Annotated in this window: 17 protein-coding genes; 6 read left to right on the top strand and 11 right to left on the bottom strand. The window is 38.3% G+C overall.

The window, feature by feature from the left end; translation table 11 throughout:
• Positions 1 to 743: 743 nt before the first annotated feature.
• Positions 744 to 2,234 (bottom strand): glucose-6-phosphate dehydrogenase, encoded by a 1,491-nt coding sequence (zwf, locus tag G4D63_RS14795; RefSeq protein ID WP_163180451.1) that lies wholly within the window; start codon positions 2,232 to 2,234, stop codon positions 744 to 746.
• A 207-nt stretch (positions 2,235 to 2,441) separates the two neighbouring features.
• Here zwf and G4D63_RS14790 point away from each other — a divergent pair, with 207 nt between their 5' ends.
• Positions 2,442 to 3,461 (top strand): YkvI family membrane protein, encoded by a 1,020-nt coding sequence (locus G4D63_RS14790; RefSeq protein WP_205603865.1) that lies wholly within the window; start codon positions 2,442 to 2,444, stop codon positions 3,459 to 3,461.
• Positions 3,462 to 3,713: 252 nt separating this feature from the next.
• On the opposite strand, the gene G4D63_RS14785 is transcribed toward G4D63_RS14790, so the two are convergent.
• Both G4D63_RS14785 and pssA read right to left on the bottom strand, forming a co-directional pair.
• The gene (locus G4D63_RS14785; protein WP_163180450.1) at positions 3,714 to 4,190 is read right to left on the bottom strand and encodes an Hsp20/alpha crystallin family protein; all 477 of its coding nucleotides are present in this window, start codon (positions 4,188 to 4,190) and stop codon (positions 3,714 to 3,716) included.
• A gap of 577 nt (positions 4,191 to 4,767) precedes the next feature.
• Positions 4,768 to 5,451, bottom strand: a complete 684-nt coding sequence (gene pssA / locus G4D63_RS14780) for a CDP-diacylglycerol--serine O-phosphatidyltransferase (RefSeq protein ID WP_163180626.1) — start codon at positions 5,449 to 5,451, stop codon at positions 4,768 to 4,770.
• A gap of 109 nt (positions 5,452 to 5,560) precedes the next feature.
• Between pssA and G4D63_RS14775 the strand changes: the two genes are divergently transcribed.
• Positions 5,561 to 6,046 (top strand): DUF2062 domain-containing protein, encoded by a 486-nt coding sequence (locus tag G4D63_RS14775; protein ID WP_163180449.1) that lies wholly within the window; start codon positions 5,561 to 5,563, stop codon positions 6,044 to 6,046.
• Between the two features lie 318 nt (positions 6,047 to 6,364).
• Here G4D63_RS14775 and G4D63_RS14770 read toward each other — a convergent pair whose 3' ends face one another.
• Positions 6,365 to 7,189, bottom strand: a complete 825-nt coding sequence (locus tag G4D63_RS14770; protein WP_163180448.1) for an HAD family hydrolase — start codon at positions 7,187 to 7,189, stop codon at positions 6,365 to 6,367.
• A 12-nt stretch (positions 7,190 to 7,201) separates the two neighbouring features.
• A complete protein-coding gene (locus G4D63_RS14765; RefSeq protein WP_163180447.1) occupies positions 7,202 to 8,833 on the bottom strand; it encodes a glycoside hydrolase family 13 protein in 1,632 nt (543 codons plus the stop codon).
• Between the two features lie 81 nt (positions 8,834 to 8,914).
• Here G4D63_RS14765 and G4D63_RS14760 point away from each other — a divergent pair, with 81 nt between their 5' ends.
• Entirely contained in the window at positions 8,915 to 9,163 is a 249-nt protein-coding gene (locus tag G4D63_RS14760; protein ID WP_163180446.1) for a YwdI family protein, read from the top strand.
• A 93-nt stretch (positions 9,164 to 9,256) separates the two neighbouring features.
• Positions 9,257 to 9,562 carry a hypothetical protein gene (locus G4D63_RS14755; RefSeq protein WP_163180445.1) on the top strand — a complete coding sequence of 102 codons (306 nt, stop codon included), beginning with the start codon at positions 9,257 to 9,259 and terminating at the stop codon, positions 9,560 to 9,562.
• Between the two features lie 35 nt (positions 9,563 to 9,597).
• On the opposite strand, the gene G4D63_RS14750 is transcribed toward G4D63_RS14755, so the two are convergent.
• Genes G4D63_RS14750 through pxpB form a run of 3 tightly spaced genes read right to left on the bottom strand, consistent with a single transcriptional unit; the run spans position 9,598 to position 11,981 of the window.
• A complete protein-coding gene (locus G4D63_RS14750) occupies positions 9,598 to 10,527 on the bottom strand; it encodes a 5-oxoprolinase subunit C family protein (protein ID WP_163180444.1) in 930 nt (309 codons plus the stop codon).
• Entirely contained in the window at positions 10,524 to 11,291 is a 768-nt protein-coding gene (locus tag G4D63_RS14745; protein ID WP_163180443.1) for a 5-oxoprolinase subunit PxpA, read from the bottom strand. Before G4D63_RS14745 ends, G4D63_RS14750 begins: the two co-directional genes overlap by 4 nt.
• Before the next feature lie 12 nt (positions 11,292 to 11,303).
• Positions 11,304 to 11,981, bottom strand: coding sequence for a 5-oxoprolinase subunit PxpB (gene pxpB / locus G4D63_RS14740; protein WP_163180442.1), 678 nt, complete (start codon positions 11,979 to 11,981; stop codon positions 11,304 to 11,306).
• 143 nt (positions 11,982 to 12,124) lie between these two features.
• On the opposite strand from pxpB, the gene G4D63_RS14735 reads away from it, so the two are divergent.
• Entirely contained in the window at positions 12,125 to 12,496 is a 372-nt protein-coding gene (locus tag G4D63_RS14735) for a DUF423 domain-containing protein (protein ID WP_163180441.1), read from the top strand.
• Between the two features lie 118 nt (positions 12,497 to 12,614).
• On the opposite strand, the gene gerQ is transcribed toward G4D63_RS14735, so the two are convergent.
• From gerQ to hemQ, 3 genes are all read right to left on the bottom strand, one after another.
• Entirely contained in the window at positions 12,615 to 13,103 is a 489-nt protein-coding gene (gerQ, locus tag G4D63_RS14730) for a spore coat protein GerQ (protein WP_163180440.1), read from the bottom strand.
• A gap of 28 nt (positions 13,104 to 13,131) precedes the next feature.
• Positions 13,132 to 13,557 carry a cell wall hydrolase gene (locus tag G4D63_RS14725; RefSeq protein ID WP_163180439.1) on the bottom strand — a complete coding sequence of 142 codons (426 nt, stop codon included), beginning with the start codon at positions 13,555 to 13,557 and terminating at the stop codon, positions 13,132 to 13,134.
• Between the two features lie 207 nt (positions 13,558 to 13,764).
• On the bottom strand, positions 13,765 to 14,508 hold the full coding sequence (gene hemQ, locus G4D63_RS14720) for a hydrogen peroxide-dependent heme synthase (RefSeq protein ID WP_163180438.1): 744 nt from the start codon (positions 14,506 to 14,508) through the stop codon (positions 13,765 to 13,767).
• 367 nt (positions 14,509 to 14,875) lie between these two features.
• Here hemQ and pta point away from each other — a divergent pair, with 367 nt between their 5' ends.
• Positions 14,876 to 15,847: a phosphate acetyltransferase gene (gene pta / locus G4D63_RS14715; RefSeq protein WP_204559152.1), complete on the top strand. Its 972-nt coding sequence runs from the start codon at positions 14,876 to 14,878 to the stop codon at positions 15,845 to 15,847.
• The last annotated feature ends 31 nt before the right edge of the window (positions 15,848 to 15,878 follow it).

Here is a 15,878-nt window from a genome sequence, read left to right as displayed (position 1 = left end):
GTCCGATCATAGTAAATCCAGAGGAGAAGAGGTGCTTTATTAGGGTCAATTGCGTGGGAATAGATATATTCGCGTGAGTTGGGACTTATATGTATGAAGGGTAAGGTTAATTGCGTGCGTTAAGGCAATAATTGCGTGAGAATGGAGAACAATTGCGTAAATTCAACTATACGGACAAAAAACAAGCAAGAAGGTTTAAAAAAATGACACTTTCGATAAAGATAGAGGTCATATAGTTAAATTCCATCCAACCCTGGTGATCTAGGGGAGCAGAGAGGCCGTATTAGGATGAATTGCGTGAGAATAGAGTTAGATTGCGTGAGCTGAGACATATATGTATGAAAGTTAAGATTAATTGCGTGAAAATGGACAACAATTGCGTAACAGTGACTACACGCACAAAAAACCAGCAAGAAGGATTAAGAAAACATGATACTTTGCTAAAGATAGAGGTCAAATAGTTAAATTCCGTCTAACCGTCATGATTTAGGGGAGCAGAGAGGCCTTATTAGGATCAATTGCGTGGGAATAGAGTACAATTGCGTAAGCTGAGACATATATGTATGAAAGGTAAGATTAATTGCGTGAAACAATGCCATAATTGCGTGAGAGTAAATAACAATTGCGTAACTCCACCCCCAACGAACTTCCCAACCACCCCCGTCATCAAAAAAAACACACAAAAAAACCTACCCAGTCCCCCAGGTAGGAAATCTATTACAAATTTTTCAACCTAAAAACTCTTACTTATTAAAAGACCACCATTGGAAGCCGTCTTTTTCTAACAGCATATCGGCTTGATCTGGGCCCATTGTGCCTGCTTCGTAATTTGGAAAGTAGGTTGCTTTTTTTGCTGCCCATGCTTGAGAAATTGAATCAATGAATTTCCAAGAAAGAGCAACCTCATCCCAGTGGGTGAAGTTTGTTGCGTCTCCGCGTAAGCAGTCATAAATCAGACGCTCATAAGCTTCTGGTGTGTTGATTCCGGCTGTGCTTTGATTGCTAAAATCCATTTTGATAGGAGTCGTTTCACCAGATGGACCCGACTTTTTTGCGTTAATATGTAGAGTAATACCTTCCTCTGGTTGAATATGAATCACTAGGAGATTCGGCTGCTGCTCTTCTCCTGCAGGGAAATATAAATTCATCGGAAGATTTTTAAATTCAATAACAATTTTCGTTGATTTGGCGGCCATTCTTTTACCTGTACGAATATAGAAAGGAACACCTGCCCAGCGGAAATTATCAATTAAAAGCTTTCCTGCTACATATGTCTCTGTATTAGACTCTGGAGAGGTTTGTGCTTCTTCACGGTAGCCAATAACCTCTTTATCACCGAGAGTTCCACCTTTATATTGACCTCTAACAAAATAGTCATCCACTTCATCCACGGAAAAATGTCGTAATGAACGAAATACCTTAACTTTTTCACTACGAACTTCCTCAGTATTTAATCTGCTTGGAGGCTCCATGGCAAGTAAAGCTACCATCTGAAGCATATGATTTTGAACCATATCTCGTAGTGCACCAGACTTTTCATAATAGCCTGCACGATCTCCCACGCCTAATGTTTCACTGGAGGTCACTTGTATGTTGGATATGTATCGATTGTTCCATAATGGCTCAAATAACGCATTAGCGAAGCGAATCACTTCAATGTTTTGAACCATTTCTTTTCCTAGGTAGTGATCAATACGATAAATTTCGTTTTCGGAAAAGGCATTTCTAATTTGTTCATTTAATTCCTCAGCAGAAGGGAGGTCTCGTCCAAATGGTTTTTCGATAACAAGGCGCTTCCAGCCGGAAGTTTTTGTTAACCCCTCAGATTTTAAGTTAGAGGCAATCATACCAAAGAATTCAGGTGCCATTGCTAAATAAAAGATTCGGTTTCCTTCTGTTTGATAATCATGATCTAGCATTTCTAAAGTTGAATTCAATTGAATATAAGAGTCACTACTTTGGACATCAAAAGGATGGTAATAAAAATGAGAACAGAACGTATTGATTTTTTCATCCTCTTGAGGAGGTAAACCAGCTTCAAGGAGAGCGTCTTTCACGTTCTCTCTAAATTGCTCATTTGATTTAGGTCTTCTCGCTACACCTACCACTGCAAATTGCTCAGATAGCTTTCCGCCTATGTATAAACGATATAAAGAGGGAAATAGCTTACGATTAGCTAGATCTCCGGTTGCTCCGAATATTACAATCAGTGATTTTGGATTATCTATGTTCACAATATAGGACCTCACTTTAATAAATTGCATCAGTTGCTAGAAATTTCACTAGTACTAGTATATGCGATTAATAGCTCACAAAACAAATTTCGTCATATCATTACAGTTTTTGATAAATGTGCCATATTCATCATACCAAAAAAGCTCGTCTTTTCACCAACTTTTAAACATATAGTGTAATAAATAACTTTTCGAGAAGGTGAAATCGTGAGAGATCTAAAAGCTATATTACAGGTTGCAGCAACTTACATAGGAACAATCGTTGGTGCAGGCTTTGCTACCGGCAAAGAGGTTGTTCAATTCTTTTCGCAGTACGGCATGATTGGACTGCTCGGAATTTTAATAAGTGGGTATCTATTCGTGTGGATCGGAATGAAGTCTATGCTAATTGCCAAACGAATTGATGCAAATTCTTATCAAGAGGTAAATGAATTTCTATTTGGTGAAAAAATAGGTAGATGGATTAATGCGGTTTTATTAATCATGCTCTTTGGTGTAACCTCTGTGATGCTTTCTGGAACGGGGGCCGTATTTAGTGAGCAACTGGGATTACCAGCACAGCTAGGAATATGGTTAACTCTTGTTCTCTGTTATATTGCTGTAATTAGAGGGATGAGAGGGTTATTACTAGTAAACTCAATCATCGTACCCTTAATGCTATTATTTAGTTTAATTGTCATTACGGCCTTTCCGGAGGCTTCAGGCTATTACGGGGAATCGTCTAATATTGGTAAGGTGCTCTTAAGTGCATTAGCTTATGCCGCTTATAACCTTGTTCTTGGTCAAGCTGTTCTCGTCCCATTAGGGAGAGACAGTGCTAATGAGAGAATTATTAAGTGGGGTGGATTTCTAGGCGGATTTGGCTTAACGTTTATACTCATCACTAGCCATTTCGCGTTAATCACGATTCCGAATATGACATCCTATAGCATTCCAATGGGTGAAATCATTAAATTGATCGGAACAGTCGTACATCTATTATTCGTCTTAGTAATTTACAGTGAAATTTATACAACCCTTATTGGAAATGTCTATGGAATTGCTCGAAAGCTATCTTTCAGTGAAACTCCAAAGAAAGCAGTGATCCTATCCATTTTATTAGTTTGTTACTTTATAAGCCTAATTGGCTTTGATTCTTTAGTTAAATACCTGTACCCATTATTCGGCTATATGGGATGCGTTGTTCTTTTAGCCTTTATGTTTAAAAAGATGCCAGTAGCTAGATAAAAATAAAGATTCGCAGTCTAAAATGATTGCGAATCTTTGCTTTTTCTATGTTGGTGTGTCGCTAGATGGAATTAGACTCTGGATAATATAGGATATTGGCGAGGTAACACTAGTTATCAACGAAATAGCAGGACATTTCGACGAAATCTTAGATTTTTCAACGAAGATGGCTTTGGTATCAACGAAAGTTATCTATTTTTCAACGAAAATACTTATTTTTACAAAAGTGAGTGGCTTAGAAATGAAATCTACCTACTCCTCAATCTGAATACGGCTTTTTCTGCGCTGTCCTTTTGGTGCTCTAATTTTTAAGATGCCATTTTGGTAGGTTGCCTTCACTTGCTTTTCAGAGACTGTGTATGGCAGTTGAACATTTCGTTCGGAACGATGGTAGGCTCGCTCTCTACGATAATAGTTGTGTACAGTGTTTTTTTCCTCTAATTCATCTTGATGTTCAACTGAAATTCGTAATGTATTCCCTACAATATCCAGGTAAATTTGCTCGCGTTTCACTCCAGGAATTTCTGCTGTGATCACCAGTTCATCCTTTGTTTCGTATAAATCAACAGGAAAGGCAGGGACAAATGAGCGTTGGAAAAAGTCATCTATAGAATTCATGACTCCTCGTAATGGCTTTGCATTAAAGAAATCATCCATAGATTTCATAACATGTTTAAATGGTTCCTGAGCAGCGGGAGACAGCTTATTTTTATGATTTTGATCATTCATAGTACACTCACAACCCTTTCTAATAATTGGTTATTTCACTAAATCTCCTTATAAAGTCCAGATTTGTTATATAATTATTCTATTGCTATCGCTAGAAAATGGACTATAGGCAAACGCGGAATTTTTGGTAGTATTTTTATAAAAGGATTGAGGATCATGTCGCAGAAAAAAATAAACTGCTTTCAATGCAAGCATTTCTATATAACATGGGACAAAAGCTTTCCAAGAGGCTGCAAGGCTTTTAATTTCAAAACGCCCCATATGCCTTCAGCTGCCGTGCATCAATCATCCGGTAATCCATGCTTGAAGTTTGAAAAAAAGCAGTGAGTTCTTATAAACAAAGGCTCTTTTTCTATCGAATATATACAGTAGTGTAATGGAGCGGAAAACACTTGACTCCTGCGGGAAATAGAGGAAAGGTCGAGACCCCGCAGGCGAAGCCGAGGAGGCTCGACTTCCTCCCCGCGGAAAGCAAGTGTTTGGAGCGCAATGGAACGAACACGTTCAAAAACAACAATGTCTGAGAAAAAAGCCTTATAAAAAAAACAAACCGTACCCATAAGTGACAGGGCACGGTTTATTTTTTGCTAGTCTTAATAAACAAATAGGCTAAATAGGCAATGTAAATCGGAGTGGCAATGTAAATTAAATAAGGAAATTGCTCGTACGTTCCTCGGTAAATCACATACAATAGAGAGCCGAGAAATAGTGTAACGATTGTACCATACTTAGGAAGAGGTACTTCCTTTAAACTAGGAATTCGAATTCGGCTAACCATCAAAAAGCATAAGCCGGTAAAGACTACAGTGGTGAAAATTTGTGGAATGATTTCGCCAAATAAAGTTAGTAGTGCTAAAATCCCACCTGCAGCAGTAATGGGAACACCTACGAAATATTGAAGAGATGATTTCGTTGGAGTCACATTAAATCTTGCTAGACGATAGGCTCCGAATAATGGGAATAATCCTGCAATCGCAAGTCCAAGTAATTCAAATTTGTGAAAGTATGTATAGTAAATTAGAAAGGAAGGGGCAACACCGAATGTCACAATATCCGCAAGTGAATCGAGCTCCTTACCAAGGTTACTATCGGCTCCTAACATCCGTGCTAATCGACCGTCCATGCTGTCTAGCATCATCCCGATTAAAATGAGTATGGCTGCATTGTTAAATTGTCCATATGCTGCAAAACCAATGGAAAGAAATCCACAATAGAGGTTTCCGAGTGTAAGCATATTAGGAATCGCTTTTTTGTATCGCATCATGTTTATCACATCCGTAAATTTTTTAGTTAGTATATCATGTACTAATTTAGGTCAATGATTGAAAGAGAGCATGTATTTTATAATCCTAGGATTAAGTTGGTGAATCATGATCAATAAACAACTAAGAAAAATAAAATATCTACTTATTCGACTATTTCGTATTAAAAGTAATGCTCACAGCATCGCAGTAGGATTTACAGTGGGGTCACTGATGAACTTTGTCCCGTCATTTGGATTAGGCCCTCTTTTATCAGCAGCTAGTGCTAAACTCGTTAGAGCCAATACACTGGCAGGGTTTATTGGTGGACTTTCTTTCCTTTGGTTATTTCCTCTGTTTTTTTACTTAAATGTCATCATTGGTGAACTGTTTATACCGATTGATGTATTTGAACTTGAAGAAAGCCTTGGTGATACAGAAGAAGCGATTGAAGCTAGCTTTCAGGTAGGCAAAGCATTTCTATTCGGCATGGTTATCAATTTAGTGGTATTTGGACTGGTGATTTACTTACTTTCCTATATGATGATAAGAAAGTATCGAAGTGAAGTCCTACAACTAATTTGCCAAAAATGGGAAGTGTCTAAACCCAGATAGGAGATAAGAAAGCAGTGGATTTCTCTGTGTAGAAGCCCACTGCTGTTTTTTATAAACTAAGAAAGTATAAGTGTTTAGTGCTTTTCTTGTACGATATTTCCGTAGTAATCCAGCTCCAGCGCCCAGCCCCTCGAGGAAAAAGATAAAACACTTTTTCCTTGGTCAAATAACCCATAAAGAGTAAAAGGGAGAAACCACCCTTTTTCTCTGGAACATTTGCTTGTCGGAGGCCTGCATGATGCAGGTTAGGCAGGCGTTGCAACAGGACGTTGCGCACTTAGCCTGCCAACTTACCGGGGCGCTTACGCCTTTTAGCCATTATGACCAAACGTTAGCCAAAGTAGGAACGACCATTAATTGCTCTTGATCTTCGCTCTCATGTGTTGGATGTATGTAGACAGCTCTCATACCAAGCTTTAATGCTGGAGCAATTTCATTTATAAAATTATCTCCTATTGATACAACCTCATGAGGCTGGCATTCGTATTGTTCTAGAAGCTTCTTAAAGTGGCTTTCCGTGTTGGTTGGCTTCATAGAAGAAGGTAGAATATGTTCAAAAATAGTATCCAGCTCTAGCTCTTTTAACAGTCTTCCTACATCATCAATATCACTATTTGTACAAAGCACAAGCTTTTTGGATTCCTTAAGTTCGACCAAGCCATTTTTTAACCCAGGAGTTTTAGTAAGTTCAAAATTCTCTGTTACCATATATTCCTTCGTTTTGTTATAGCTTGTGTATGTGTCTTTCACACCATAATGCTTGGCTGCGACAAATGGAAGCCACCATCCATCACCAATCGCGATCATATCTTCAAAGTTAAATTGCAAAGGTTTTTGGTAAAGCCGGTCGATTTCATCTTGGCTGATTTGTTGACCATCCCATTTGTAAACCTCGGTGATCTTTAATGTCATGGGATCCAATGTTAATACATAATCATTTTCCACGTCATATGCTTTACCAATTTGAACGATATGCTTGCCAGCCTTCATTTCTTCATAATCTTGTTGATAGGAAGCTTGTTCATTAGGAGTTACCTCCTGCTTTAAAAGCTCTGCATAATAATCGAAATGATCAGTATCCTCATATAAAGTTCCGTCTAAGTCAAAAACGACAAGTTTTGCTGCTTCTAGAAAAGATCTCATAGAATTCTCCTTTTACTGCAAGTCAAAAATTACGGCTTCATGTGGTCGTAATTCAATGCTTTTATTATCCATAGTAATCGTATCATAATTGTGTAGAATTGGTTCTAATTTTTTATCAGAAATAATGTCAGGAATAGAAAATTTTTCATGTTGATCAGAGTGATTTAAGACAATCAGCCACTGCTTGTCCTCAAGTTCTCTTGTATAAGCATAAATGGTTTCATGACCTGTTGAATAGTCAGTAAAACTTCCATAAACCATGACTGGATGATCTTTTCGAAGCTGTATAAGCTTTTTATAATAATAAAAAACTGAATTTGGATCTTTTAGAGCTGCTTCTACGTTAATGCTTTTGTAATTTGGATTTACTTTTATCCATGGATTTCCGTCTGTAAAACCGGCCTGTTCTGAATCGTTCCACTGCATCGGTGTACGAGAGTTATCGCGGCTCAATGGCAGTAAGCTTTCAAAGACCTCTTGTGGATCTCTGCCTTTTGCTACTTCCTCTTTATACTTATTTTTCATTGCAATATCGTTATAATCCTCTATAGTAGAAAAGCGTACACCTGTCATCCCAATTTCTTCACCTTGAAAAATATAAGGCATTCCAGGCATGGTGTGTACCATTGTTGCTAAAAGCTTAGCAGACTCGACGCGATATTCTTCGTCATTTCCATAGCGTGTTACCTGTCTAGTGTGGTCATGGTTATTTAAAAACTGTGAATTCCAGCCTTTTCCCCAAAGACCTTCATACCATGTTTTTTGAATATCCTTATACCTTAGCATATCCCAAGTTGGCATATCGTCAGCAACCTGGAAGTGAAAGAGCGTATGTAGTTCATTACGATCTTCACCTACATAGAGAACGCCATCCTCTGGAGTAACAAATGGAATTTCACCAACTGTAAAAATATCATAATGACGAAGGACCTTCTCGTTCATTTCTTGAAGGTACTCATGAATGCCAGGGTTATTACCTAAGTAATCAATTTTTTCTGGCTTCTCGGCATTAGGAAAACCCTCAATTTTAGCTAGCAGATTCACAACATCCATACGGAATCCATCAATTCCTTTATCAAGCCAATAGCGCATCATTTTGTAAATCTCTTCTCGAACCTCTCCGTTTTTCCAATTTAAATCAGGCTGCTCCACGGCAAAGGAGTGAAAATAATATTGGTCTGTTGTTTCATCATATTCCCAAGTAGATGGAGAAAAGTATGATCTCCAGTTATTTGGCTCCTTCCCTTTAACAGGTTCCTTCCAGATATACCAATCACGTTTTGGATGATCTTTAGATGATCTAGATTCTTTAAACCAATGGTGCTGATCAGAAGTATGATTCACAACAAGATCCATAATTAACTTCATATCACGTTGATGAACCTCTTTTAATAGGCGCTCCCATATTTCAAGATTACCTGCCTTTTCCATCACTCCATAATAATCAGAAATGTCATAACCGTTATCTTTATCAGGTGATTCATAACAAGGGTTTAACCATATCACATCTACACCGAGCTCTTTTATGTAATCAAGCTTTGCAATCACACCATTTAAATCTCCATAGCCATCCCCATCGGTATCATAAAAACTGCGCCAATAGACTTGATATACAACTGCTTCTTTCCACCAAGTTTTCCTCATGTTAGTGCCTCCAAGTTCATTGATAATTATTTTTATATAAGATACGATAACATAGATTATAAAGTAAGGTTGTGAGTACATATGAATGTTTCAGTAAAACAAATAGTAGAGAAAATGGACCAAGAATTAAAACTTGCTCTAACAGAGGATCCTGCAAAGGTTCGAGATCATCTATTGGTGATTCGATCCTTATGTGATTTAGTGTTGCAAGAACCAATGAAGAGTACCCCCAAAATAGATACATCCACTCCTCATTCTTTACTAAAAGAACCTAAAAAAAACATACAAACAGATGATGAAGCAAATGGTGATTCTTTGTTTGATTTTTGATTTAAGCTATTCATGGGTGAAAAATTACCATCTATAATTCAATTAGCTAAGGAGAAAATGAGAGTACGGAATGAAAATGGGAGGTGACGTTTAATGTATAGTACTTTCTCAAACCGTACTCCTAATAACACTGTAATCCTCACAGGTGGTATTGGTGAATTAGATACAAAGATGAACCATGATCGCTATGATGTGTATGTAAATGGAGAGTTTGTTGGACACAAGGTCCTGCTAACACAGTCTGAAGATATAACAGATGTAAATGACTTCCTAAAAACACAAGGCTTTAAGCATTTTGAAGGTAGGCTTGACGGTGATCATTATGATCTTCACGTTGAAGACAATCAAAGCTTGCAGGATATGAGAGAAGCACTTCAAATCTATTTGCAAATTAGATAAGCCTAAGAAAAATCCCCCTTTGAAAATGAGGGGGATTATATATGTGTATACAGTTTCATTTTTAGGTGTTTTTGCTTGAAAAGAAGTTGTGCCTCTTCAATTGCAATAGCAGTAAATCCTATGGTTCCTTTTCCCATCGAGAGCTGAACGATTTTAGAGAGATCAGTCGATATCACTGTCCCAATTCGGGGATAACCACCAGTTGTTTGTCTGTCAGCCAACAAAATGATTGGATTTCCATCTGGTGGTAGTTGGATTCCACCTAAAGGTATTGGATTTGATGAGAGATTTTCATAGTTTTTGGTTTCAATTGGCTTCGTTCCTTTTAAGCGGAATCCCATTCGATCACCCTGTTGAAGTAAAAAAGACTGTTCCTCAAAGTGTTGAATGGAATCCTCTTTGATATACGATTGATGAGGCCCTGGAATGTAATGAACGTGAACATGATCTTCGTATTTAGGTATTTCTTCCGTAATAAGACCTCGGTTTCTAGGTAAAGTCTGTGGATTTCCCCAAATCGTTAACCCCTCTGTAATAGCTGTTCCTAGTTCTGCTTTTGTATACGTAGACTGACTACCCATAACCACTTCACTTTCTAGGCCACCTTTTACCGCCAAATAAGCATAATTGCCATCAACCTGTCTGCCAAATGATAATTGCTCGCCAGCCTTCGCTTTGTAAGTTCGCCAGCCTTGAAGTAGTTGTCCATTAAGATGTGGCGAGAGATTAGCACCACAAATGGAAAACGAAACATCTTCATGAAATACAAGACTTGGCCCAACCAAACAAATTTCTAAACACGCAGCGTTTAAAGGATTACCCACCAAAGCATTTGCCCAGTTAAGGGCGTAACGATCCATGGCTCCGGATGAAACCACCCCGAATCGCTGATATCCATAGCGTCCACCATCCTGAATGCTAGTGGCTAAGCCTGGTTTCTTAATTGTAATGATAGCCTTACTCATTTTTTTACCTCTAATGACTTTACGAGGACCTTATGTTTAGTAAGCTCATTGCGTAGTGCTATAGCTAAGTCAGCTGCACCATCATGGTCTCCATGTATGCATAGTGTATCTACCTCAAGCGGAATGGTTAAACCCGTAACCGTCGTAACCTCTTGTTTAAGTACGATAGAAAGAGCTTGTTCAATAGATTCCTCAATAGAATGCAAAGTCGAGCCTTCCATTTGTCTTGGTGTTAAGGAACCATCATCCTGATAGGTACGATCTATAAAAGCTTCAATGGCATACGGTACGTTTGCTTCAATACAGGCATGAATAAGCTCACTATTGGCTAATCCATAAATTATCAAGGCTGGGTCAAAACGTTTTACAGCTTCAACAATAGCATGTGCAACATACGGTTCTTTTGCCGCAATATTATATAGTGCACCGTGGGGTTTAACATGAACAAGTGGCACCTCATGAGCGAGGCAGAATGCTTTGATTGCACCTAGCTGGTATAGCATGAGATTCTTTATTTCATCTGCACTAAGTTGAAAGGGGCGACGACCAAATCCATATAAATCATTAAAGGCTGGGTGGGCCCCGACACTTACACCCTTTTGTTTCGCCAAAAGGATTGTATCATTCATGATGTTCGGATCACCTGCGTGAAAGCCACACGCAATATTAGCTGAAGAAATATAGCTGAGCAACTCATCATCTTGTCCCATTTTGTAAAGTCCAAAACCTTCTCCTAAATCACAATTAATATCAATCTGCTTCATTTTTATCCTCCTCTATAAAAATCGTTCAAATTCTGTTTTCGTTATAGGGGTAAAGGAAACTCGGTCACCTGGCTGAAGTAAAAAAGGATGATCCTTCTTGTGATTAAATAAAGTCAGGGGTGTTTGCCCAATGATGTTCCAACCACCTGGAGATGGCAGTGAATATATGCCAGTATAAGTTCCTCCGATTCCTACTGCTCCTTTAGGTACATAAGTTCTCGGTGTTGATTTTCGAGCTGTCCAAAGCTGTTCTGGCAACCCAGTGATGTAAGGGAATCCTGGTAAAAAGCCCATAATAGCTACGGTATATGTGGCATTGCTATGTATATCAATGACTTCATCAACTGTCAAAGAATGCTGTTTGGCAACCTCCTCAATATCTAACCCTAAAGAGGTGTCATAGCAAACTGGAATCTGAAGTAGATTTGGTTCTCGTTGTTGTTGCTGATTAGTAAACTGAAGCATTGGTTTAAGTTCTAACACTAAATCATGGTAGGAGTATTGAATGGGATCATAAAAAATAGCAATGGAATCAAAGGCAGGTACAATGTCCTTTATCCCAACAATGTCTTGTTCTAATAAATGATCAGTTAAGGAGTGTATATGAGGGAGAAGCTCTAGATTAGTTTCAGCTGAGAATTGAATAAGTAAACCATCATCGCTGATCGGTTGAATACAATAATGATTCAATAGCGCTCTTCCTTTCGTGACTATTTTATGTCTAATAACAGGGCACTTACGCTTTTCTATTTTATCATAAGGTGTGTATGCGTTGGTTTTTTTACTAAAATCTATTATGATGAAGGAAAAGATTTGAGGAATAGGTGAAAATCATGAAGTTATTTATTTTGCTTGGAAGTTTAAATGCATTTATCGCTGTAGCGTTAGGGGCTTTTGGAGCTCATGGTCTAGAAGGTAAGGTTTCAGAGAGAATGTTGGAGGTTTGGAAGACCGGAGTGTTGTATCACATGTTTCATGCCCTTGGTCTAATCATTATAGCTATATTGATAGGAAAGTTTCCAAATGCCACGACCTTTACATATGCTGGCTGGTTTATGTTCATTGGAATCCTATTTTTCTCAGGTAGCTTGTATGCACTGAGTACGACTGGAATCAAGTTTTTTGGTCCCATTACTCCTCTAGGCGGACTAGCATTTCTAATTGCTTGGGTATTAGTGGGTGTAGGGGCAATGAGGTATTTGTAAATATAAAAGGTTCGAGTAGTTTTCCAATAGAGACATACAAAAAGAGCGGAAGGGTAATAAGCACCCTTCCGCTTTGTTGTGCTATGTTAAATGACCCAACCGGATCAAACACCTAGCATCATCTTGGAGGATAAGCCGTTAAAGGTGTCATTCCTGGGGCTGCTGTAGCACCAGTGAATCCTGGATATTCATAGTTTAATTCCTCATCAAATGTTACATAGTCTAGGTAAACCATTAATAGTAAGTATCTCATGCCTGTTTGTGGGTCACTTAAAATAATATGGTCACGCCCAGCTGCTTCTACAATTCCTACGAAATTCTTTTGTACATTATCTCCAAATGTCATGTACACTTTTGCAAGCTTTCCTTTATTTAAACGTAATATATTTTCGATATACGATTCTTCTAATGGCAGCATACCGGGAACAAACTGTGCAGGATTAGGAATACCTGTATTTGGTAAACCTGGCTGGAAAATTAGACCACCCGATTGTGCAGAAGGATTGAAAGCTGCGCCTGCTCCACCATACACAGGTTGATTGCTGTAGCCAGGAACCTGATTTCCGTAATACGCATAAGGATTTGTTTGTGAATATTTTTGAGACATGAAAAAACCTCCCTATTCTCAAATAATTTTAGCTATAAACAGCGGGACAATCTTCAGCAGTTGGCTTATAGAAACAGTGAGATTTATATCTTCCTGTATTCCATTGGTTATACCATTGCTGTGGACAATTCCCCTCTGGTCTAAAAAACCATAGGGCAAACTCTGCAGGGTGATGTCGTTGTCCTGCTAACACCTTACGAGCGAGTTCAATTTCTTGATCTCTCGGCCGCTGGTAAAAATAACCTTTTTGAGTTGCTTCAAAACCGCCTGGACTTTGATACACCATTTTGCGAATGTCAGTGATTTTTTTGAAATCTAGGCAAGCCGAACGTGTACGATTTACTCCAGTATTCCCAACCATTAACATTCCAAGCTTCCCATCACCTTCAGCCTCGGCACGCATTAATCTTGCTAACAGCTTTACATCTTCCTCAGTATGAGCAACAACAGCCATTTTCTCACTCCTCATTCATGCACTAAAAGCATTACTAGGATATGGGCGGAAAATGAAAATGGTGCACACTAAAACATAAGTAAAAGGACTTATGAAACCGCTACTTGATACTATGTAGCGGTAAAAAAGAATATGACAAAAAAACTCCTTACTTAAAAGTAAGAAGTTCTTGGTTAAATATATACTAGGTTGTCTTTGTAAATGCTTCTACAGCTTAAGAAATTGAGGAAGCTTTTCTGACGGTAGGATATTTCCTACGAAGAATGATCCGAATTCACCGAATCTAGCACTTACTTCATCAAATCTCATTTCATATACAAGCTTCTTAAACTGAAGGACATCGTCGGAGAATAATGTAACGCCCCATTCGAAATCGTCTAAACCTACAGAACCTGTTATGATTTGTTTTACCTTACCAGCATATTGGCGACCAATCATTCCATGTTTTCTCATCATGTTACGACGATCTTCCATAGAAAGCATGTACCAATTGTCGTCACCTTGACGGCGCTTATCCATTGGGTAGAAGCAAATATGTTTTGCTTTAGGTAATGTTGGATATAGTCTAGCTAAAATTTCAGGATTTTCATATGGATTTTCTCCAGCAGGAAGGTAGTTACTAAGCTCAACCACTGAAACATATGAGTATGTAGGGATTGTATAATCAGCCAACATCGTTTTATTAAATTCTAATTCCATCTCTTCAAGTTCTTCTAAAGTAGGACGTAGTAGCATTAGGATAAAGTCTGCCTTTTGCCCAACCACTGTATATAAAGCTTGGCTTCCAGCCTTGTTAGCTTCTGCTACACTCCATTTTTCTAATAAACCTTGAAACTCCGAAATAATTGAATTTCTTTCTTCCTCAGTTAACGTCTTCCAAACTGTCCAATCGATTGAACGAAGAATATGTAGGGAATACCAGCCATCTAATGTTTTTGCTGCTTCACTCATTTATAACACTCCTTTGAAATGATAAGATTAACGGTAATAAGGTCTGTTAAAGAAAGATATTGATTTCTTAGCATGTTGATTGTAGTGCAGGAAACGAGACCCTGTGGGAAACGAGTGCCCTGTAACGAAAATCAACATCATGTCTTAACTTAACAGAGTTAATTAGTAACGAAGCTTGACTATACTATGTACGATTCTACTATATCATAGTTTGACCAACAACAACGTCTGCTAACCCATGACGATTATTAACGATTTTGTGACATCTTGAAGATTACAAATGGTATATTTGGGAATTATAGTTAGGTATGAATAACAAAATATTGGAATACATAATTTTAACAGAGCTTGAGGGAGGATTGTTTTTGTGAGTTTATTTTCATCAATCAAAGAATCGTTACAAGGAAAGAATTTAACACTGGTTTTTCCTGAAGGAACAGACGAGCGTATTTTAGCAGCCACTAGTCGATTAGCAAAAGAAGGGTTACTTACTCCAATTCTTATCGGCGATGAAGAAAAGATTAAAGCGAAGGCAGATTCGATTAGCGTCACACTAGAAGGTGTGAAGTTAATTAATCCGAATACATATGAAGATATTGATGAAATGGCACAAGCATTTGTGGATCGACGAAATGGAAAGTCTACAGTGGAAGATGCTAAGAAAATCTTATTAGATGAAAATTACTTTGGCACGATGCTCGTTTATATGGAGAAAGCACACGGATTGGTTAGTGGTGCTGCTCATTCAACAGCCGAAACGGTTAGACCTGCTTTACAATTAATTAAAACAAAGCAGGGTGTCAAGAAAACATCGGGTGTGTTTATCATGGTAAGAGAAGAAGAAAAGTATGTTTTTGCGGATTGTGCGATTAATATTTCCCCGAGTAGTCAGGATTTAGCGGAAATTGCTGTTGAGAGTGCTAGAACTGCAAGATTATTTGGTATGGAACCTAGAGTAGCGATGCTAAGCTTCTCAACGAAAGGTTCGGCAGTTTCTCCAGAGACTGAGAGGGTAGTGGTGGCTACTAGATTAGCAAAGGAAATTCAGCCAGATTTACTTGTGGATGGAGAGTTCCAATTTGACGCTGCCTTTGTCCCGTCGGTAGCTGCTAAAAAGGCTCCAGATTCTCCTATTAAAGGAGATGCCAATGTGTTTATTTTCCCAAGCCTAGAAGCAGGGAATATCGGATATAAGATTGCACAACGACTTGGCAAGTTTGAAGCGATTGGACCTATTTTACAAGGGTTAAATAAACCAGTAAATGACTTATCAAGAGGGTGTAATGAGGAAGATGTTTATAAGCTAGCACTCATTACGGCGGCTCAGTCTTTATTCTAGAATGTTCTCCAAATTAAAGAAGCACTTGGAA

Origin of the sequence: Bacillus mesophilus (genome assembly GCF_011008845.1) — a bacterium.
GTDB classification, from domain to species: Bacteria; Bacillota; Bacilli; order Bacillales; family SA4; genus Bacillus_BS; species Bacillus_BS mesophilus.
Note: the sequence above shows the minus strand (reverse complement) of the source record. Positions and strands in the feature narration are given on the sequence as shown.